The 19,339-nt window shown below is 70.3% G+C and carries 15 protein-coding genes; 11 read left to right on the top strand and 4 right to left on the bottom strand.

Annotation, left to right across the window (positions count from 1 at the left end):
* Positions 1-6: 6 nt before the first annotated feature.
* The 8 genes from OIE47_RS30165 to OIE47_RS30130 all read left to right on the top strand — a co-directional run bounded on the left by OIE47_RS30165 (position 7) and on the right by OIE47_RS30130 (position 10,386).
* A complete protein-coding gene (locus OIE47_RS30165) occupies positions 7-1,275 on the top strand; it encodes an ABC transporter substrate-binding protein (RefSeq protein WP_326557912.1) in 1,269 nt (422 codons plus the stop codon).
* A gap of 87 nt (positions 1,276-1,362) precedes the next feature.
* Positions 1,363-2,271: a carbohydrate ABC transporter permease gene (locus OIE47_RS30160; RefSeq protein WP_326557911.1), complete on the top strand. Its 909-nt coding sequence runs from the start codon at positions 1,363-1,365 to the stop codon at positions 2,269-2,271.
* A complete protein-coding gene (locus OIE47_RS30155; RefSeq protein WP_326557910.1) occupies positions 2,268-3,104 on the top strand; it encodes a carbohydrate ABC transporter permease in 837 nt (278 codons plus the stop codon). Before OIE47_RS30160 ends, OIE47_RS30155 begins: the two co-directional genes overlap by 4 nt.
* Positions 3,101-5,800 (top strand): laminin G domain-containing protein, encoded by a 2,700-nt coding sequence (locus OIE47_RS30150; protein ID WP_326557909.1) that lies wholly within the window; start codon positions 3,101-3,103, stop codon positions 5,798-5,800. The genes OIE47_RS30155 and OIE47_RS30150 overlap by 4 nt, the downstream gene beginning before the upstream one ends.
* 80 nt (positions 5,801-5,880) lie before the next feature.
* A complete protein-coding gene (locus tag OIE47_RS30145) occupies positions 5,881-8,664 on the top strand; it encodes a discoidin domain-containing protein (protein ID WP_326557908.1) in 2,784 nt (927 codons plus the stop codon).
* 141 nt (positions 8,665-8,805) lie between these two features.
* Positions 8,806-9,576, top strand: coding sequence for a DUF427 domain-containing protein (locus tag OIE47_RS30140; RefSeq protein WP_326557907.1), 771 nt, complete (start codon positions 8,806-8,808; stop codon positions 9,574-9,576).
* Positions 9,577-9,627: 51 nt separating this feature from the next.
* Positions 9,628-9,927 carry a hypothetical protein gene (locus OIE47_RS30135; RefSeq protein WP_326557906.1) on the top strand — a complete coding sequence of 100 codons (300 nt, stop codon included), beginning with the start codon at positions 9,628-9,630 and terminating at the stop codon, positions 9,925-9,927.
* A gap of 207 nt (positions 9,928-10,134) precedes the next feature.
* Positions 10,135-10,386, top strand: a complete 252-nt coding sequence (locus tag OIE47_RS30130; protein ID WP_326557905.1) for a hypothetical protein — start codon at positions 10,135-10,137, stop codon at positions 10,384-10,386.
* A 106-nt stretch (positions 10,387-10,492) separates the two neighbouring features.
* On the opposite strand, the gene OIE47_RS30125 is transcribed toward OIE47_RS30130, so the two are convergent.
* Together OIE47_RS30125 and OIE47_RS30120 are read right to left on the bottom strand one after the other, a co-directional pair.
* Positions 10,493-11,959, bottom strand: coding sequence for an SDR family NAD(P)-dependent oxidoreductase (locus tag OIE47_RS30125; protein ID WP_326557904.1), 1,467 nt, complete (start codon positions 11,957-11,959; stop codon positions 10,493-10,495).
* 70 nt (positions 11,960-12,029) lie between these two features.
* Positions 12,030-12,599, bottom strand: coding sequence for a helix-turn-helix domain-containing protein (locus OIE47_RS30120; protein WP_326557903.1), 570 nt, complete (start codon positions 12,597-12,599; stop codon positions 12,030-12,032).
* A 172-nt stretch (positions 12,600-12,771) separates the two neighbouring features.
* Between OIE47_RS30120 and OIE47_RS30115 the strand changes: the two genes are divergently transcribed.
* Entirely contained in the window at positions 12,772-14,124 is a 1,353-nt protein-coding gene (locus tag OIE47_RS30115) for a benzoate/H(+) symporter BenE family transporter (protein ID WP_326557902.1), read from the top strand.
* Here the strand turns inward: OIE47_RS30115 and OIE47_RS30110 are convergent.
* Positions 14,111-15,034, bottom strand: coding sequence for a serine hydrolase (locus OIE47_RS30110; RefSeq protein ID WP_326557901.1), 924 nt, complete (start codon positions 15,032-15,034; stop codon positions 14,111-14,113). The genes OIE47_RS30115 and OIE47_RS30110 overlap by 14 nt on opposite strands.
* A gap of 262 nt (positions 15,035-15,296) precedes the next feature.
* Between OIE47_RS30110 and OIE47_RS30105 the strand changes: the two genes are divergently transcribed.
* Together OIE47_RS30105 and OIE47_RS30100 are read left to right on the top strand one after the other, a co-directional pair.
* A complete protein-coding gene (locus tag OIE47_RS30105) occupies positions 15,297-15,950 on the top strand; it encodes a phosphoribosylanthranilate isomerase (protein ID WP_326557900.1) in 654 nt (217 codons plus the stop codon).
* A 29-nt stretch (positions 15,951-15,979) separates the two neighbouring features.
* Positions 15,980-16,714, top strand: coding sequence for an HD domain-containing protein (locus OIE47_RS30100; protein ID WP_326557899.1), 735 nt, complete (start codon positions 15,980-15,982; stop codon positions 16,712-16,714).
* 75 nt (positions 16,715-16,789) lie between these two features.
* Here OIE47_RS30100 and OIE47_RS30095 read toward each other — a convergent pair whose 3' ends face one another.
* Positions 16,790-19,231, bottom strand: coding sequence for a M14 family zinc carboxypeptidase (locus OIE47_RS30095; protein ID WP_326557898.1), 2,442 nt, complete (start codon positions 19,229-19,231; stop codon positions 16,790-16,792).
* Positions 19,232-19,339 lie beyond the last annotated feature (108 nt).

The following is a 19,339-nucleotide window of genomic DNA, read 5'->3' as shown; positions in this document are numbered from 1 at the left end:
ACCTCCTTGATACGCAAGCCCCTGTTGGCGGCGTGCCTCATCGGCGCGCTCGCCCTCACCACCGCCTGCTCCAGCAGCGACAGCAGCGGCGGCGGCGAGAGCACGTTGACCTACCTGACGTTCGAGACGCCCAGCCTCACGTCCACCTTCTGGAACGACTCGATCGCCTCCGCCCAGCAGCAGGCACCCGGCGTGAAGATCAATCGGATCACCTCGCCGAACACCGACCGGGACGCGTACGCCAAGCAGCTCCAGGCCTCCGGCCAGTTCCCCGACCTGCTCCAGTCGATCACCCCGGCGAACTTCGTCGGCGCCGGCCTGCTCCAGCCGTACGACCAGACCTGGGTGAACGCCAACTTCCTGCTGCCCGAGGGCAACGCGCTCAAGGGCAAGGTCTACATCCCACCGACCAACTCCCAGGTCATCCCCCAGGTCTTCTACAACAAGGAACTCTTCACCAGGGCCGGGGTGCAGCCGCCGAAGACCTGGGCCGAGTTCCTGGCCGTCTGCGACAAGCTCAAGGCCGCCGGGGTCAACCCGATCGAGCTGGGCGGCGCCGACCCGTTCGCGGCCGGCATGCCGCTGGTCGGCATCATCAGCGCCGACGTGCTGGGCAAGAACCCCAACTGGCTCCAGGACCGGTACGCCGGCAAGGTCAAGTTCACCGACGACAACGTCGTCACCGCGGTCGACAAGTACCGCACCCTGGTCGGCAACGGGTACTTCGACAAGGGCGCCCTCGGCGTGAAGTACGCCGACTCGATCACCCGGTTCACCGGCGGCAAGTCCGCCATGTACCCGATGGGTAGCTGGTTCCTCGGCTCGGTGCCGAAGGAGACGGCGGACAACTTCGGCGTCTTCCCGTGGCCGACCGACGACGGCTCACTGGTCATCCCGTTCACCGTCGGCGGCTCGATGGCGATCAGCGCCAAGAGCAGGGACATCCCCGGCGCCACCAAGTTCGCCCAGGCCTGGTCGCTGGACCCGAAGAACCTCAAGGCCCTGATCGAGGGTGACGGCGCCTTCCCGATGCTCAAGGACAAGACCCTGGACGACTACGGGGTGACCGTGACCCAGGTGTTCAAGGACTCGTACAGGTACGTCACCGACGAGAACACCAAGGTTAGCTCGATCAGTTGGGCCACCAACGACGACGCGCTGCCGCCGGGGGTCAACAACGACTTCTACGCCGCCAGCCAGGCGCTGTTCACCAGCTCCGACGTCAAGGGCGAACTCACCAAGCTCGACAAGGCCTGGGACACCGCGACCAAGTAGTCGCCCCCGACCATCCCTCACCGGCAACCGGACCAACCGGGTCGGGGTTCCTCGCCGGACCCCGACCCGGGCTAAGGAAGTGACATCTTGACTCGGACGAGTCGAGCACGCAGGCGCGGCGGAGTACGCCGGGAGAACCGCGGGCTGTTCGCCATAGCCGCGGTCGCGTTCGGACTGTACGTGTGCTTTCTCGTACTGCCGCTTCTGCTCAGCCTGCGCAGCAGTTTCACCAACGAGAACCCGCTGCGGGCCACGAGCAGCTTCGTGGGCCTGGACAACTACCGCGAGGCGGTCGGGGACACCCAGCTCCGGGCGAGCCTCGTCTTCACCCTCATCCTGGCCGTCGGCGTGACCGTCGCGGCGAACGCCGTCGGCGTGCTGTTCGCCATGATGCTCAACCGGACCACGCTCAGCTACCGGGTGATGCGTACGGTCGCCTTCCTGCCCCAGGTCCTCTCCGGCGTGATCGTCGGCTTCGTGTGGCAGACCATCCTGACCCAGGACGGGCTGCTCAACCACGTCCTGCAACGACTCGGGCTGATCGACGAACCGTTCGCCTGGCTGGGCAGCCCGAACGCGGCTCTGTTCTCCATCGGGGTCGTCGTCGCCTGGATCCTCACCGGCTTCACCACCGTGGTCTACCTCGCCGCGTTGCAGAACATCCCGCTGGAACTGCACGACATGGCCGCCCTGGACGGGGTGAACCGCCGGCAGCGGTTCACCCGGGTCATCTGGCCCATGATCGCCCCAGGAACCACCATCAGCGTCACCATCTCGCTGATCACCGTGCTGAAGCTCTACGACGTGATCGCCGTACTGACCGGCGGCGGTCCGGCCAACTCCACCCAGTCCACCGCGCTCTACATCGTGCAGCTCGCCTTCACCTCCGACCGGTTCGGGTACGCCTCCTCGGTCGCGATGGTGCTGCTCCTGCTCTCCGCGGTGATCGCGCTGTCGGTGACCAACGTGCTGCGCCGCCGAGAGGTGAACCTGTGACCGCCATCCGCCGGCTCCGACCCCGGATACGCGTGCTCGTCGCCGCCGCCGTCATCCTGGTCTTCGTCGCGCCGATCTACCTGATGATCGTCAACGCGTTCAAGGCCCAGCCGGACATCCTGCGCAGCCCGGCGTCGCTGCCGATCCCGCCGACCATCGACAACCTGAGCACCGCGCTCGGCCGGCCGGACAACCTGATCCAGCTCGGCCTGCGCAACTCACTGATCACCGTCGTCTGCTCGGTGGTGCTGCTGATCCCGCTGGCCGCCGCCTTCAGCTTCTACCTGTCCCGACGCCGGACCAGGGCGCGGGCGCTGGTGCTTACCGCACTCGCCGCGGGCCTGATGGTTCCGCCGCAGGTGATCCTGCTACCCACCATCAAGATCCTCACCTGGGTCGGTCTCGACCACAGCTACCCCGGCCTGATCCTGTCCAACCTGGGCAGCGGTTACCTCTCCTTCGCCGTCTTCGTCTACGTCGGATTCATGCGCTCCGTGCCGGAGGAGGTCATCCAGGCGGCCCGCCTGGACGGGGCCGGCGGGGTACGGATCTGGTGGCAGATCGTGATGCCGCTGGTCCGGCCGGCGACCGCGACGGTGGCGATCTTCTCGTCGCTCTGGATCTGGAACGACTTCCTGAACCCGCTCTTCATTCTCGGCCCGTTGCAGGGTCAGACCATCACCACCGGCCTGTACCTGACGATTGGACAGTATTCCGTGGACTACGGGCAGTTGTTCGGCATCATGTTCCTCGCCGCGATCGTCCCAGTGCTGGGTTACCTGGCCGTGCAGAAGCAGTTCATCGCCGGCCTGACCGCGGGGTCGACCAAGTGACCACGACCGCGCAACCCACCCGTCGCGTACGGGACGACGGCACGCTGCCGGTGGGCGTACCGGACCTGGACGAGGTGGCCGGCGAGTGGGTCGACGCCGCCGAACTCGCCCACCTGCCCTCGCTGCGCAACCAACAGGGGCAGGGGCACGTCAACCACGACCTGACCTCACTGTCCTGGCTGGCCGCGCCGCCGTACTCGTTCGGCTACCACACGGGGGTACTGCGGGTGGACGGCGTCGTGCCGGACGCCCAGCGCTTCCGGTGGAAGCCGTGGGGCGTTCAGCGGGAGCACCGGGGCGAGCGGGTGTCCGTACGCACCGACACCCGGATGGCGCTGTCGCGAAACCTGCTGCTCTGGCGGGTGCAGGTCACCAACGAGCAGGACTCGGCGGCCACGTACACGGTCACCCAGGACCTGTTCGCGCTGCTCACGGCGACCGAGGTGGGCTGGGGCTGGCTCTACGACGTGCCCTGGACCAACGGCGACCACCACGACTTCATCACCCTGGAACGGATCCGGGACGCCACCCGCCCGGCCCGGGACGGGGCGCCGTACCTGCTCGGCCCCGGCCCCCGGCGGGTCCGTCTCGGCCGCCCCCGCCTGCCCGGCATCCAGCGCGACGAGGACCGGGCGCCGATGCTGATGCAGTACGAGCTGCCCCGGCACGTCAGCGAGGACACCGTCTACCCGCACCGGGACGCGGCCCGTGGTGGGATCCGGAACCTGCACTGCGGCCCGGCCGACGGCGGTACGGTCTTCGAGTTCGCCGACCCGGTCGAGCTGGAGCCGACCACCCGGGTCGACCTGGACGGCTTCGAACTGCGCGACGGCCTGGTACTGAGCTTCGAGTTCCGGCCGGACACGCTGACCGAGCCGGGTGTCATCCTCACCCACGGCAACCACCCGGACTCGCTCCAACTCGGCATCGACGCCGACGGGCTCTGGTTCGGCATCTCCGGCGAGGTCGAGCACGCCGACACCCCGCTGGTGACCGGCGCCTGGCACCGGATCGCCGTCCTGCTCACCAACCACCGGGTCACCCTGCTGCTCGACGGCACCCCGGTCGCGACCACCACCGAACACTGGTCGCGGTCCCGGCGCTGGGGCACCACCATCACCGACGGGGTCGCGGTCACCGCCGACACCCACTCGGCCGCGCGGGCGGCGTACGCCTTCTCGACCGCGCCCGGCGACCTGAGCGTCACCGGCGCGGGTGCGCGGGCGACCTGGTCCCTGGCGCTCGCACCCGGCGAGACCCGCACCCTCGGGGTGGTCTGCGCCTACGGCACCGACCCGGCCGAGGTGACCGGGGCGGCCCGCGGTGCCGCGGCGACCTTCGACGAGACGATGGCCGAGACCGAGTACGGGATACGCCGGCACTGGCGCAACATGTTCACCCCCGACAACGGCGACTTCAGCGGGCACCTGCCCACCTTCCGGGCGGACGACCCGCAGCTCGGCCGCGCCTACTACATGGGCGCCCTGCTCGTGCTCTACATGCGCAACCTGAACGCCAGCCCGACCGAACCGGTCTTCCTGACCGGCGGACCCCGGCTCGGCCCGACCACCACGTTCTACTGGGACCACAGCGAGTGGAGCCGGATGTACGCGCTGCTCGAACCGGTCGGGCTCAGGGCGTGGCTGCTGCGGGCGCTGGGCGGGCCGTACCGGGACTCGTTCGGTTTCGACACCCGGCGGGGCGGCCCGCTGGGCAACGAGTACGCGTCCACCGACCTGTCCCTGTTCCGGCTGGTCGAACACTACGTCTGCGTCACCGGTGACCTGGGATTCCTCGACGAGAGGGCGGGTTCGGCGACCGTCGCAGACCACGTGGAGCGGCTCGCGTACGGCTGGCGGGACCGGCGTCGTACGGCCACCGGCGGCGTGCTGGCCGACTTCGGCGACGACGCCTGGCGGGTGCTGGAGTGCGTACCGAACTACATCAACGTGATCGCCTCCCTCAACGCCGGCTACGTGACGATGATGCGTTCCCTCGCCGGCCTGTACCGGTTGCGCGGTCGACCCGACGACGCGGCACGGGCGCAGGGCGAGGCGGAGACGCTCGCCGCCGCCGTCCTCGACCTGTACGTCGACGGGGGCCGGTGGTCGGTCCGGCATCCGGACCGGACCGAGACCATCGGCCACAGCCTCGACTTCGGGCTGGTCGCCTCGGCGCTGCACGCCGAACTCGGCCCGACCCGGCGCCGGGAGATGGTCGACTTCGTCACCGGGCACCTGCTCACCGGGACCTGGATGCGGGCGCTGGCCAAGGACGATCCGGTCGCGGAGAGTTCCGACCGGCCGGACCACGGGGCCGGCGGGGCGTTCGGCGCCTGGCCGGGGGTGACCGCGCACGGGCTCGCCCGGCTCGGCCGCCCCGACCTCGCCATCGGACTGCTCCGGCTGACCCCGGAGTCGGCGTCCGGGGCGCTGTGGGGGCAGGCGATGGAGATCCTCGACCGGGATCCGACCGACATCCGGGTACGGGTGGCCGAACGCGGGGTCTCCAACCGCGACTCGATCGCCGGTGCCGCCACCGCCGAGGCGGTCCTGGCCGCCCTGTTCGACTTCGAGCCCACCTTCGCCGACCTCGGCACCGACGCCGAACCCACCACCCGCCACCGTCCGGGTGTCGGCGTCCTGTCCAACCTCAACGTCGCGCCGGTCCGATCGCCCGCGGACGCGCAGCCCTAGACCCCAGCGGTCCGGCGCTGTTCCGCATTCGGCCACCGGTGGACACGGAAGACCCCCGCCCGTCCCAGAAAGGACATTCCGTGACCAGCAAACGACAACAGCGGTGCCGCAGGGCCCTCTCCACAGCCCTGCTCGTCACCGTCGTCGGCACGCTCGTGGTGGCACCCGCCCCGGCCCAGGCGGCACCACCCACCCCCGAGCAGCAGTGGGCCGAGATCCAGCAGTTGCTCGGCGGCGTCAAGGGACGCTGGACCAACCAGGCGTACAGCGAGTCGGTGTCGCGGACGATGCCGAACACCGCACTGCTCGGCAACGGCGACATCGGCGTCACCTCCGGCGGCGGCGACGGCTACAAGACCTTCTACCTGTCCAAGGGCAACTTCTGGGCCGGTAACCCGAACCCGTCGCTGGTGGCGCTGGGCGGGGTGACGATCGCGCCGGTCACCGCCACGCCGTCGGGCAACCTCGCCCTCGGCGCCACCGCCACGGCGACCACCAGCCACCCGAGCTTCCCGCCGAGCCGGGCGGTGAACGGCCAGTGGGCCGCCGGCTACGAGGGCTGGGTCTCCGACGTCGGCAAGCCGCAGACGCTCACCCTCGACCTCGGCTCGGCCAGGACCATCGGCCGCTGGGTGATCCGGCACGACGGGGCGGCCCGGCCGAACGAGACCGCCAACAACTCGAAGAACTTCGTCGTCCAGGTCGGCAACGGCTCGACCTGGACCACGGTGGACACCGTCACCAACAACACGGCGAGCCTCACCGACCGGACCATCTCCTCGGTCAGCGCCCGCTACGTCCGGGTCACCCTGAGCGAGCCGACCCAGGGTACGACGCCCGACTCGACCAACAACCCGCGCGCCCGGATCGGTCAGTTCGAGCTGTACGCCCCCGGCTCGGCGCCGCCCGTACCGTCCGGGCCGTTCCTGGAGGAGCAGAACACCCTCACCGGGGAGATCACCACGTCGATGACCATCGGCGGGGTACCGGTGTCGATGAGAACCTGGACCGCCGCGAACGACAACATCATGGTGACCCAGATCCAGTCGCTCGGCTCGACCGCCACCCAGCTGCGGGCCCAGACCTGGGCCGGTTCGCAGGACGCCAAGCCCGGCTTCACCAACACCGCCGGCGTCACCGGCAGCACCACCTGGGCCAACCGGACCACCCCGAGCGGTTCCCGCTGGGTGTCCCGGGCCGCGCTGGCCACCCGCCTGGTCGGCACCGGCCCGGTCGGCGCACCCACGGTGAGCGGCGCCACCGCGACCCAGGTCTTCAACCTGCAACCGGGCCAGACGATCCAGCTCGTTACCGGGGTCGCCGGTGGCGGGCAGAACCCGGCCGACCCGGCCCCGGCCGCCCGTGGACTCGTCGACGGGCAGAGCGCCGCCAGCCTCGGCACCCTCTACAACCAGCACCTCGACTGGTGGAAGCAGTACTGGCTGCGGTCGTACGTCGACCTCAACGACGAGGTGCTCGAACGGTTCTACTACGGCTCGCAGTACCTGCTCGGCTCGTCCAGCCGGGCCGGCAAGACCGCGCCGGGCCTGTACGGGATCTGGGCCACCACGGACTATCCGATGTTCAACGGCGACATGCACCTCAACTACAACTTCATGGCGAACTTCTACGGCACCTATTCGAGCAACCGGGCCGACCTCGCGCTGCCGTACACGGACCTGCTGCTCGCGTACGTGCCGGAGGCTCGGCGCCGCGCCCAGCAGGACCTGCGCCGGGTCAACCCGACGTACGTCAACAGCCGGTTCCCGAGCGGTGGAGTACCCAGCGGGCTGCTCTTCCCGGTCGGGATCGCACCGTTCGGGGCGACCGCCGACGACAACTACCACCAGCAGGTGGCGAACTCGCTGTTCGCCGCGTCGCAGTTCATCGCGTACTACGACTACACCCAGGACCGGAACTTCCTGTCCGGTAAGGCGTACCCGTTCCTGAAGGAGGTCGCCGCGTTCTTCACCCACTACCTCGAGTACGACGCGGCCACCCAGCGGTACCGGTTGTACGCCGGGCCGCACGAGGGCACCTGGTCGCGTAACCCGAGTCCGGACATCGGGCTGCTGAAGTACCTGTTCTCTTCCCTGGTCGAGGCGAGCGTGACGCTCGGGGTGGACGCCGGTGACCGGGCCACCTGGACCCAGATCCGGGACCGTCTGCCGGCCACCCCGACGACGACGTACAACGGCCAGACGGTTTTCGCGCTCGCCGATCCGGGGACGATCACCGGGCCGGACACCCGCAACATCCGGCCGGGCGACAACACGGTGAACCTGGAGTTCATCCACCCCGGCGAGGTCCTGGGCATCAACTCGCCGGCCGCCGACCGGCAGATCGCGATCAACACGTTGAACGCGATGAACTCGTGGGGCCAGGACAACAGCTTCCCGAAGGTCTTCACCCAGGCGGCCCGGGTCGGTTACCCGGCGCAGAGCCTGGTCGACCAGCTCAGGAACCAGATCAGCACCAAGATGGTGGCGAACCTGCGGATCCGGGACGGGGTGCACGGCCTGGAGAAGGCGGGCGCGACCGAGGCGGTGAACAACCTGCTGTTGCAGAGCGACGGCGGGGTGCTGCGGCTGTTCCCGGTCTGGCCGACGAACCGGGACGCCAGCTTCGTGAAGCTGCGGGAGAAGGACGCGCTGGTGGTGTCGAGCGCGTTCCAGGGCGGTCGGGTCACCTACGTCGACATCACCAGTGAGGCCGGCCGGACCGTACGGCTGCAACACCCCTGGCCGGGACAGACGATCGTGGTCAACCAGGTCGGTGGCGGCACGGTGAGCCACACGGTCAGCGGAAACGTGATCACGTTCGCCACCCAGGCGGGCGCCACGTACCGGATCACCGCGCCCTGACCGGCGGCACCGGTACGCCCCGTCGTCGGGCGTACCGGTGCGGTCCGGCCCATCCCCGGGTACGCCCAAGCGTCCGCCCACACCCCGCCCGCGCGGGTATCGTGAGCAGGACATTCGTCGGCGCCCCGAGATCGGCTGGCCGTGCCCGTGCCTGACTTCCCGCAGATGATCGTCCCGGTCGACCACATCGAGCCGGTGCCCCGTCGGGTACGCGCGATGCTCGGCGGCCGGGTCGTCCTGGACACCACCCACGCCCTGTACGTCTGGGAGTGGCCGTTCTATCCGCAGTTCTACCTGCCGCGAGCCGACGTGCAGGACGGGCTGCTGGTCGACAAGCAGCGGTCCGAGCGGCTGCGCCGGGGGACCGCGCACCGGCACGGGCTGCGCGCCGGCTCGATCTCCCGCCCGGACTCGGCCTGGGTCTACGCCGGTGACGTACTCGCCGGGCTGGACGGGACCGTCCGGTTCGACTGGGATGCCCTCGACTCCTGGTTCGAGGAGGACGAGGAGATCTTCGTCCACCCGCGCAACCCGTACGTCCGGGTCGACGCGCTCCGGTCGACCCGAACCGTACGGATCGAACTCGACGGCCTGGTCCTGGCCGAGTCGTCGTCGCCGGTACTGGTCTTCGAGACCGGCCTGCCGACCCGCTACTACCTCAACCGGACCGAGGTGGACTTCGACCACCTGGTGCCCACGGACACCGTCACCCAGTGCCCGTACAAGGGCAGGACCAGCGGTTACTGGTCGGTGCGGATGGGCGACACGGTCCACCCCGACCTGGCCTGGGCGTACGATTTCCCGACCCGGCAACTGATCCCGATCGCCGGGCTGATCGCCTTCTACAACGAGAAGGTGGACGTGGTCGTCGACGGCGAGCGGCTCCCCCGCCCGAAGACCCACTTCTCCTGACCGCTCACCTCACCACCCGGCCTCTGGACCCGGTGACGCAGACTGGTCGGGATGCGAGGTCGTCGGTGGTCGGGGGTGCCGGGTCGGATCCGGGTCGCGGTCGGAGCCACCGTCGTGGTCTTCGCGTACGGCACGATGGCGCACCTGTTCCAGCTCGCTACCGGGGGCACCGACCCGTATCCGGGGCTGCCGGTGTGGCTGACCGTCTACTTCGTCTCGTTGACCGTGCTCGACCCGCTGGCCGCCGCCCTGCTGGCCGCCCGCCGGGCCGCCGGACTGGTGCTGGGTAGTGCCGCGACGCCGCCGCGAACGGGTACGCCAACTACGTGCTCGATCCGGCGCCGGGAGTGACGCCGGGGCGGATCGGCCAGGCCGTGATCACCGTACTCGCGCTTGCCCTGGTGGCCGGGGCATCGCGCCTCCGTCCCTGGCTGCACCCCGATCGACCTGGTGGTTCATACCGATAAAGACCGACACATCCGGCAAGGATTGTCGGAGGCCCGACCCTACCGCCATGGGGCTGGCGATCACCCGCCGGATACCGGCCATAATGGACGGATGGTCAAATGGGAGTACGCGTTGCTGGTCCGGCGTCGGGTGGGCGAGGGCCGGAGGTTGGATCTGACCTACATCTGGTACGGCCCGGACGGCTCCAGACAGGACGTGTCCGCCTTCGGCGACACCGCGATCTCACACCTGAACCGGGTCGGCGCGCAGGGGTGGGAGCTGGTCTCGGCGGCCGAGGACATCAACAACCAGGAGAGCACGTTCGAGGTGCACCGCTACCACCTCAAGCGCCCCCTCCCCTGACCCCCACCCCTCGCTCGTAGCAAAACCCCTCTTGTAGAGAAAGAGTGGCTATCCCACGACGGGTAGCCACTCTTTCTCTACATCAGTGCGATGGTCGGGGGCGGGGTTACCAGGCTGAGGGGGTGTAGTCCTTGAGGAAGCAGCCGTGGAGGTCTTCGCCTAGTTCGCCGCGGACGATGGGGTCGTAGACTCGGGCGGCGCCGTCGACCAGGTCGAGCGGTGCGTGGAAGCCTTCGTCGTGCAGGCGGGCCTTGACCGGGTGGGGGCGTTCGTCGGTGATCCAGCCGGTGTCCACGCTGGTCATCAGGATGCCCTCGGTGAGCATGTCGGCCGCGCTGGTACGGGTCAACATGTTCAACGCGGCCTTCGCCATGTTGGTGTGCGGGTGGCCGGCACCCTTGTAGCCGCGACCGAACTGGCCCTCCATCGCCGACACGTTCACCACGTACTTGCGGCGGGCGGGGGCCGCGGCCATCACCGGGCGCAGCCGGCTGACCAGCACGAACGGCGCCGTGACGTTGCAGAGTTGCACCTCGAGCAGCTCGACCGCGTCGACCTCGTGCACCCGCCGGGACCAGCTGTTCTCCGCGTCAAGGTCGGGTGCGAGACCGCCCGCGTCGATCGCGGTCGAGGCGGCGACCCGGTCCAGCGAGGCGGAACCGCTGGTCAGCGCGAGTGCGGTCAGCTCGTGCGGGGCGAGCGCATGGCGCTGCTGGGGCAGCGCGGCGGTCAGCGCGGCCGCGCCGATACCGTGGTGGCCAAAGGTGACCAGTTCCGGCAGCGGCCCGGACGGCAGCGGTGCCGACTCGGCGGCGACCAGGTGCGCGTACGAGCCGGGTGAGCGACGTACGGTCTGCGCGGCGTTGTTGATCAGGATGTCCAGCGTGCCCTGGGCGGCGACGGAGTCGGCCAGCGCCACCACCTGCGCGGGGTCACGCAGGTCGATCCCGACGATCCGGAGCCGGTGCAGCCACTGGTCGCTGTCCGGCATGGCGGAGAACCGGCGGACCGCGTCGTTCGGGAACCGGGTGGTGATGGTGGTGTGGGCACCGTCGCGGAGCAGCCGCAGCGCGATGTACATGCCGATCTTGGCCCGGCCGCCGGTGAGCAGCGCCCGCCGCCCGGTCAGGTCGGTACGCGCGTCGCGCCGACTGCGGTTCATCGCCGCGCAGGATGGGCAGAGCTGGTGGTAGAACGCGTCCACCTCGCGGTAGCGCTCCTTGCAGATGTAGCAGGCCCTGGGCCGTTGCAGGGTTCCGGCCAACGGCGCGTCCGTGGTCGCCGACACCAGCGGCAGACCCTTGGTCTCGTCGTCGATGCGTCCGGGCGCCCCGGTGGCGGTGGCGGCCGTGACCGCCCGGTCGGCCTCGGTGACCGCTTGCTGGCGTTCCTTGCGGCGGCGTTCCTTCACGCTCTTGAAGATCTTCGCGGTGGCCAGCCGTACCCGCAGCGCGTCCGGATGGTCCACCGGCAGGGTGTCCACCTCGGCGAGCACACGCAGGCAGGTCTCCAGATCCGTCGGATCGATCCCCGCCGGTGCCACACCGGCCCCACTCTGCTCACTTACCGTCATGCCGCGCTACCGCTCCGTACCTTGGATGTTTCACCGATGATCCCGGAACTCTACGCGGACCCGGCCGCAGTCAGGACGGTCCGGGTCGGCGCGGGTAGCGGATCAGCAGGCTGGCCTGCACCTCGTCCGGACCGGCGGCGGCGTAGCCGTGCGGTACGTCGGACCGCCACGAGACGTGTTGGCCGGGGCCGGCGACCAGCGGGGCGTCCAGCGGTCCGGCGCGCAGCACCCCGGCGAAGACGGTGATGTGCTCGGTCACCCCGTCGTGGTGCGCGGGTGAGGTCTGCGCCGGTCCGGGCAGGACCCGCAGCCGGAACAGCTCGTACGTGACCGACGCCTCCTCGAACACCTCGAGCAGGGTGGCGACCACCGCCCGACCGCGTACGACCGGGGGTGTCCCGCCCTCGGGGTCGGCCCTGCCTGCGAGCACCGCCGCCAGGGGTACGCCGAGCTGCGCGGTCACCGCGTAGAGCGTCTCCAGGGTCGGGTTGCGAGTGCCCGCCTCCAGCCCGGAGAGCGTCGCCTTGCCGATGCCGGCCCGGCGGGCCAGGGCGGACAGCGACAGGCCCTGTGCCTCGCGGAGTTCGCGCAGCCGGTGCCCCACCCCGGCGCCGCCCGGCTCGACCACGGTTGAGTCCATGCCGCTATTCTCCAGATCCCGATGCGTTCCGTTTACGGAACGGTCGGGTTACGGAACGGTCGGGTTACGGAACGGTCGGGTTACGGAACGGTCGGGATGGCCGCGGACGACGCGACTCCGAACGCCGGACCGACCGCGCCGGTGGCATCGAGATCGACGGTGGGAGGCACCGATGAACCGCCTGCTCCAACCGGTCCTGGCCGGTGTGCTGACCGCACTGGTGGGCTTCGCCAGCACCTTCGCGGTGGTCCTCGCCGCCCTCCGTGCGGTCGGCGCCGACGAACGCCAGGCCGCCTCCGGCCTGCTCGCCCTCTGCCTGGCCATGGGCCTGGTCGCGATCTGGCTCGGGGTACGTCACCGGATGCCGATCAGCATCGCCTGGTCCACACCGGGAGCCGCCCTGCTGATCTCCACCGGTTCCGTACCGGGCGGATTCGCCGCCGCGGTCGGCGCGTTTGCCCTCTGCGGCCTGCTCGTCATCGCGGCGGGCCTGATCCCGGTGCTGGGCCGGGCGGTCGCGGCGATCCCCGTGCCGGTGGCCAGCGCGATGCTGGCCGGGGTGCTCTTCGATCTCTGCGTCGCCCCGGTACGCGCCCTGGTCGAGGTGCCGCTGATGGCCGCGCCGATCGTCGTCACCTGGGCCGTGCTCAGCCGCTACGCCCGGCAGTGGGCCGTACCGGCGGCACTCGCGGTCGCCGTGGTGGCGATCGTGTGGACCGCACCGCCCGGCGGGCTGGCCGGCGCGGACCTGCGCCCCACCATCGCGTTCACCGCCCCCACGTGGACCTGGGCGGCGACGGTCAGCCTGGCCCTGCCGCTGTTCCTGGTCACCATGGCCAGCCAGAACGTGCCCGGCATGGCGGTGCTGGCCGGGTTCGGTTACCGGCCACCCCTGCGTACGGTCCTGGTCGGCACCGGGCTGGCCAGCACCCTCGCCGCACCGCTCGGCGGGCACGCGGTCAATCTCGCGGCGATCACCGCCGCCCTCGCCGCCGGACCGGACGCGGACCCCGACCCGCGCCGACGGTGGATCGCCTCGGTCACCGCCGGGGGCAGCCAGCTCGTACTCGGGCTCGGGTCCGGACTGGCCACGGCCGTGGTGCTGCTCTCGCCGCCGGTGCTGGTCGAGGCGGTCGCCGGGCTGGCCCTGCTCGGCGCCCTCGGCGCGGCGATCGCGGCGGCGGTCGCCGAACCCGAGGGACGACCGGCCGCCGTCGTGACCTTCCTGGTGACCGCGTCCGGGATCACCGTGCTCGGCCTGGGCGCCGCCTTCTGGGGACTACTGGCCGGCGGCCTGTTCGTCCTACTGCACCGCCGGCCCGCCAAGCCACCGGCGCGAGACCCGGCCGATCAACCAGCCGACCCGAGCGCGACGGACCCGGCCGACCAACCGGCCGACCCGAGGGCGAAAGACCCGGCCGACCCACCGGCGGCGAACCCGGTCGGTCCGAGCGCCGACCCGTCACCGGGCGGGGGTGACGGGACGGCGACCGCGCTGCCCCGGCAGGGGGTCAGGGAATCGTGACGGCCGGCAGTTCGCGCAGCTCGCCGAGGGCGTACGTGACCGCCTTCTCCACCATCGCGGTCCCGTCCTGGAGCTTCACGTGGTTGTCGGAGAGTACGGCGACCAGCCAGTCGTGTCCGGGCTCGACCAGCCGGCCGATGCTGTTGACCTCCCAGCGGTTGCCGTTCGCGTCGTCCGGCACCCAGCCGTTCTTCACGTAGACCCCGGTGGTCTGCGCGGTCGCCGCGGCGGGAACACCCCACCGCTGCGTCTTGTCGACCTGGCCCATCAGGTCGAGGATCATCGCGCGGCTGGCCGGTGCCAGCGGGCTGTCGGTGGCGGTGATCGCGGCGAGCAGGCGTACCTGGTCGGCGGCGGTGGTGGTGGTCATGCCCCAGTGCACGTTGGGCTTGGTCTCGACCAGGCCGAGCGTCCGGTTGGCGGCGGTGAGGCCGGCGACCTTGCCGATCTTCTGGTAGAGCGCGGAGGCGGCGTTGTTGTCGCTGATCACGATCATCGGGCGGGCCCGCTGCCGGTCGGTGGCGGTGAGCTGCTCGCCCTTCTCCTGGGCGCGCAGGAGCAGGGCGGCGAGGATGTCGACCTTGACGATGCTGGCGGTCTGGAAGGCACGGGTCCCGACGGTCAACTCGGTGCCGGTCACCTGGTCGCGTACGGCCAGGGTGATCCGTTCACCCAGCGCGGCGACGTACGCCTCGATCCGGGTCTGCGCCTCGGCCAGCAGGTCCGGGGTGGGGCTCGGGGTCGGGCTGGGGGTGTTCGCGCCCGGCCCGGCCTCACCGGCGGCCTGTGGGAGGCGCAGGACCAACCCGGTGCCGAGCACTCCCAGACCGGCGGCGGCGAGCGCGGCCGAAGTGATCGCCTGTCGGCGCGACAGGCCGCCGCGCCGTGACCGGTTTGTTCCAGCTTCCATCGATCTCCCCTATCGCGCCGCTGACCCCTCGGTCAGCGCAGGACGATGACGTGACCGAGGCGGTGGGAAGTTGCATGGCAGGCTCGGATATCGCGATGGACACAGCCCGAAGGCACTCGCCGCTACAGTTGAGCATTATTCGGATAAAACAGAAGATGTACGACTTTCACCTCACCCCTACGGCGTACGCCCCACCGCGTGGGAGGCCACGACGCGCCGGACGGCGATCCCGGGGCGAGGCGCTCCGGCCCCGCCCGCGAGAATGGCGCCGCAGCACTGGCCGGACGCGGAGGGGCGGGATCGGATGTTCGTCAAGGTCTGCGGGCTACGGACCGAGCGGGACGTCGAGGCCGCGGTCGGGGCCGGCGCGGACGCGGTGGGGTTCGTCCTCACCGCCAGCCCCCGGCAGGTGACCCCGGCGCAGGCGGCCCAACTGGCGCGGTCGGTTCCGGCGGGCGTACTGACCGTCGGGGTGTTCCGGGGCGAGCCGGTCGAGGCGGTCCGGGCCGCGGTGGCCGAGTCCGGCGTACGGGCGATCCAACTGCACGGCGACGAGCCGGCCAGCCACTACGCGGCGCTGCGGGACCTGGGCCTGCCGCTGATCCGGGGCACCTCCCCCGGCGGCCCGGCCGGTCTACGGTGCGGCGCGCTCGGCGAGGACCTGCTGATCGTGGACTCGCCGCAGCCCGGTTCCGGGGCCGCCTGGGACTGGGACACCCTCGACCGCGACGTACCGGACGGGCACTGGTTGCTCGCCGGTGGCCTGCACCCCGGCAACGTCGCCGCCGCGATCGACACGCTGCGGCCGTGGGGCGTCGACGTCTCCAGCGGCGTCGAGGTGAGCCGGGGCGTGAAGGACCCGGCGCTGATCCGGGAGTTCCTGGCGGCCACCCGGGCGCGTGCCGAACAAAGCTGATCTTGCTGGGATCCGATATAAGTAGCGGCATGGAGTTTCCCGCGTACCTCGCCAGCATGCCGATGCACGCGATCACCGAGATCCACGGTGAGGCCGGACTCCGGGAGAGGTTCCGGCTGGAGATCCAACGGTTCGACCCGGCCGACCGGGATCGGCTGACCGCCGCCCTCGACCTCGCCAGCGAACTGCACCGGGACGACCGACGGGTTCGCGAGCCGTACCTGAACCACCTGCTGCGGGTGAGCATCCGGCTGCTGCACCACTACGACGTGGACGACGTGGACGTGGTCGTCTCCGGGATGCTGCACGACTCGGTCGAGGACCACCCGGCGGAACTGGCCGGCGGCTCGGCCGACGGGGCCGCCGACCCGACTCCGGCCGCCCTGGCCGAGTTGGCCCGGCGGTTCGGTGACCGGGTCGCCTGCCTGGTCGCCGCCGTCACCAACCCGACGTTCACCCCCGACCGGGACCGGTACGTCCAGTACCGCGAGCACGTCGCGGCCAGCCTCGACCGGGAGCCCTGGGCACGGGTGATCAAGGTGTCGGACTTCACCGACAACGGCGTCGGCGTGATCCACACGGTGGGACCGAAGGTGACCTCGTCCGCCACCAAGTACCGGCCGCTGGTGCCGGTGTTCCGGGAGCTGATCGGCCGCCCGGACACGCCACTGTCGCACCGGGTGAAGCAGCACATCTTCCAACAGCTCGACCTGGCCGAGGAACGCTTCAGCGCGATCCTCGACCAACCGGCACCCAGCGCCTGACGCCCGGTTCCGCCCCGAACGCGACGTGGCCGCCGACCCGAGGGTCGGCGGCCACCGCGTACATCCCCGGTGGGGCTACTGCTTGGGTACGTAGAGCGTCTGGGTCTTGTAGTTGTTGCGGGTGCCGGTGGGCTGGTAGTTGTTCTCGATGTTGCCCGCGATGTCGACGGCGAACCAGTTCACCGTGGTCTTCGCGTTGATGGTGATCTCCTGCGCGCCCTCACGCATCCCGGCCGAGGTGAGCCGGGTCGAGTTCAGGGTCGGCCGGCTGCCGTCCAGGGTGTAGTAGATGTTCGCCGGCTCGTCGATCTTGAAGCTGAACACCTTCGAGCCGACGCCCTTGTCCCGTACGGTCAGCGTCGAGACCGGGTCGGTCTTGTCCGCGGCGTACGCCTGGGCGACCTCGAGGATGGCGATCTGCCCGGCGGCGAACTCCATCGCCTCCTCGTGCCCCTCGGCGAACGGCGGCTGGAAACCGACCGCGTTGAACCGGCCGGTCGCCGGGTCGTACATGTCGGACCCGACCTCGAAGTCCCAGCCGATGATGCCCCGGTTGAACCAGTGCTCGTCGGCGCTGTTACCGGCCGCCGAGTACAGCACGTCCGGCACCGGGCCGGTACGACCCGGCCACACCGCCGTGCCCCGGTAGGACTGGACCGCCTTGAGCACGTGCGTGGAGGCGTCCCAGAAGTAGTTCTCGGTGCCGAAGTCCGGCGACGGCAGCAGCTCCCGCCCGGCGGTCTTGTACGCCCCCGGCGGCCACATGAAGTACCCACCGTACGAGTGGGTGTTCATGGCGAACTTGATGTTCGGGAACTGGTTGGTCAGCCAGACCTCGTTGCGCGCCTCCGGCTCGGACAGCTCGGCCGGTCCGGCGAACGTGTCGCCGGTGCAGGTGGTCGAGGCACCCGAGTAGCCGTCGAACACCGAACCGACGGAGAAGTTCCGGTTCAGGTCCACGCCCCAGGAGTTGCGCCGGCCCGGGTCGGAGTTGGTCTCCGTACAGTGGTTGGTCATGTTCCGGCGCTGCGAGTTGAAATCGTAGAAGCTGTAGTGCGCGCCGTCCGGGTTGGCCACCGGCAGGATGAAGATGTCCAGGCCGTCGACCAGCTTGCGGGTCTGCTCGTTGGTGGCGTAGTTGCGCAGCAGCCGCTCGGCGGTCTCCACACAGGTGATCGGGGTGACCCACTCGCGGGCGTGCTCCTGGCAGTAGAGGAAGACACCCACCTTCGAGCCGTCCCGCTTCTTGCCGATCCGCAGCGCCTTCATCTGGAACGGGTCACGCGAGACGTACGCCGGCGCCTTGAGTCCGTCGGTGAGCGTCGCGGCCGGCGCGGCCGAGACCAGCCCGGCCCCGGCGTTGCCCCGGTAGGTCGCGGCGGTGAGCAGGGCGGACACCCCGGTGTCGGCGTTCAGCGCGTCGACCACCTGCTTGGCGGTGCTGCTGACCGCGGCCGAGCCGTCGGTGGCCAGGTTGACCACGACGTTGCGGCCGGTCACCACGACACCGAGCGGCGCCGAGGCAGCCTCCGGCTTCACCAGTGCGACGGTCAGACCGTTGCCGCCCTCGGAGCCGTACGCCTTCGAGCTGACGTAGAGCGTGCTCGCCGCATCGGTGCCGAACTGCGCCTGCGCCGCACGGCGGTAGCCGTTGGTCAGGTTCGGCAGGTCGATCACCTCGGCGATCTTCGGGAACTCCCGGCCCAGCGTGGTGATCCGGTTGGTGATCTCGGTCGGGTCCATGTAGTGGTCGACGAAGTCCGAGAGGTAGTGCTTGCTCGGCGCCTTGACCTTCGCACCCAGCCACTTCTTCACCGGCACCGTGACGGTGCCGCCCCGGTTGCTGGTGATGGTCGCCGTGGCCGGCGCGTCGGTGACCGGGATCGGGCTGTTGAACCGGTGGTACATGTACTGGCCGGCGTCGGTGAACCGGGACATGGTCGCCGTACCGCCGGAGCCGGCCGGGGTCCCCTTGCCCTTGTCCCAGGTGACGGTGAGGCTCGTCTGGGCGTCGATCGCGCTCGACTTCACCTCGACCGAGATGAAACGCTGGTCGTCGATGCTGGTGAACCACTCCGCGCGCAGCGGGGTGAGCTTGTCGATCTCGTCCGCGTCGACCGCCGCCGCGGCGATGGCTGCCTGCCGCTCGGCCTTGTTCTCCGCGAAGTCGGTCTGGTCCGAGATCGCGTCGCGTACGTCGAAGCCCAGCTCACGAAGCTGCTGGGTCTCCTCCGGACTGAGTACGGCGTGCACCTCGAGGCCGTCGTCGACCGGCTTCTTGTATTCGGCGAGGTCGACGCCGAGGTCGTTGAGCCGGTCCAGGTCCGCCTGGCCGGGCACGACGACGCGCATCAGCGCGACCCCGTTCTGCTCGGTGCTGGACTGTCGGTCGGGTACGACCTGCCCGTCCGGCTGGGACTGTTGTGCGCCGACCGGGCCGGCGCTGAGCGCGAGGGCGACCGGCAGGGCGAGCAGGGCCGCCATCCGGCCGACCCTGCCCAGGTGGGAACTCCTCATCCGAGGTCCTCCAGAAGCGAGCGTGTTCGGGCCGGGTACGGGCTTCGACCCGGCGCCACACGTAAGTGCGGGCGCCAGTCTTTGCCCCTTACGGATCTTCGTCAATAC

Origin of the sequence: Micromonospora sp. NBC_01796 (assembly GCF_035917455.1) — a bacterium.
Lineage (GTDB): Bacteria > Actinomycetota > Actinomycetes > Mycobacteriales > Micromonosporaceae > Micromonospora_G.
Note: the sequence above shows the minus strand (reverse complement) of the source record. Positions and strands in the feature narration are given on the sequence as shown.

What these genes read in the sequence shown, in the direction of transcription:
- OIE47_RS30135 (WP_326557906.1), top strand. Translation starts at nt 9,628, where the DNA reads ATGCGAGGTCGTCGGTGGTCGGGGGTGCCGGGTCGGATCCGGGTCGCG.
- OIE47_RS30130 (WP_326557905.1), top strand. Translation starts at nt 10,135, where the DNA reads ATGGTCAAATGGGAGTACGCGTTGCTGGTCCGGCGTCGGGTGGGCGAG.
- OIE47_RS30125 (WP_326557904.1), bottom strand. Translation starts at nt 11,959, where the DNA reads ATGACGGTAAGTGAGCAGAGTGGGGCCGGTGTGGCACCGGCGGGGATC.
- OIE47_RS30120 (WP_326557903.1), bottom strand. Translation starts at nt 12,599, where the DNA reads ATGGACTCAACCGTGGTCGAGCCGGGCGGCGCCGGGGTGGGGCACCGG.
- OIE47_RS30115 (WP_326557902.1), top strand. Translation starts at nt 12,772, where the DNA reads ATGAACCGCCTGCTCCAACCGGTCCTGGCCGGTGTGCTGACCGCACTG.
- OIE47_RS30110 (WP_326557901.1), bottom strand. Translation starts at nt 15,034, where the DNA reads ATGGAAGCTGGAACAAACCGGTCACGGCGCGGCGGCCTGTCGCGCCGA.
- OIE47_RS30105 (WP_326557900.1), top strand. Translation starts at nt 15,297, where the DNA reads ATGGCGCCGCAGCACTGGCCGGACGCGGAGGGGCGGGATCGGATGTTC.
- OIE47_RS30100 (WP_326557899.1), top strand. Translation starts at nt 15,980, where the DNA reads ATGGAGTTTCCCGCGTACCTCGCCAGCATGCCGATGCACGCGATCACC.
- OIE47_RS30095 (WP_326557898.1), bottom strand. Translation starts at nt 19,231, where the DNA reads ATGAGGAGTTCCCACCTGGGCAGGGTCGGCCGGATGGCGGCCCTGCTC.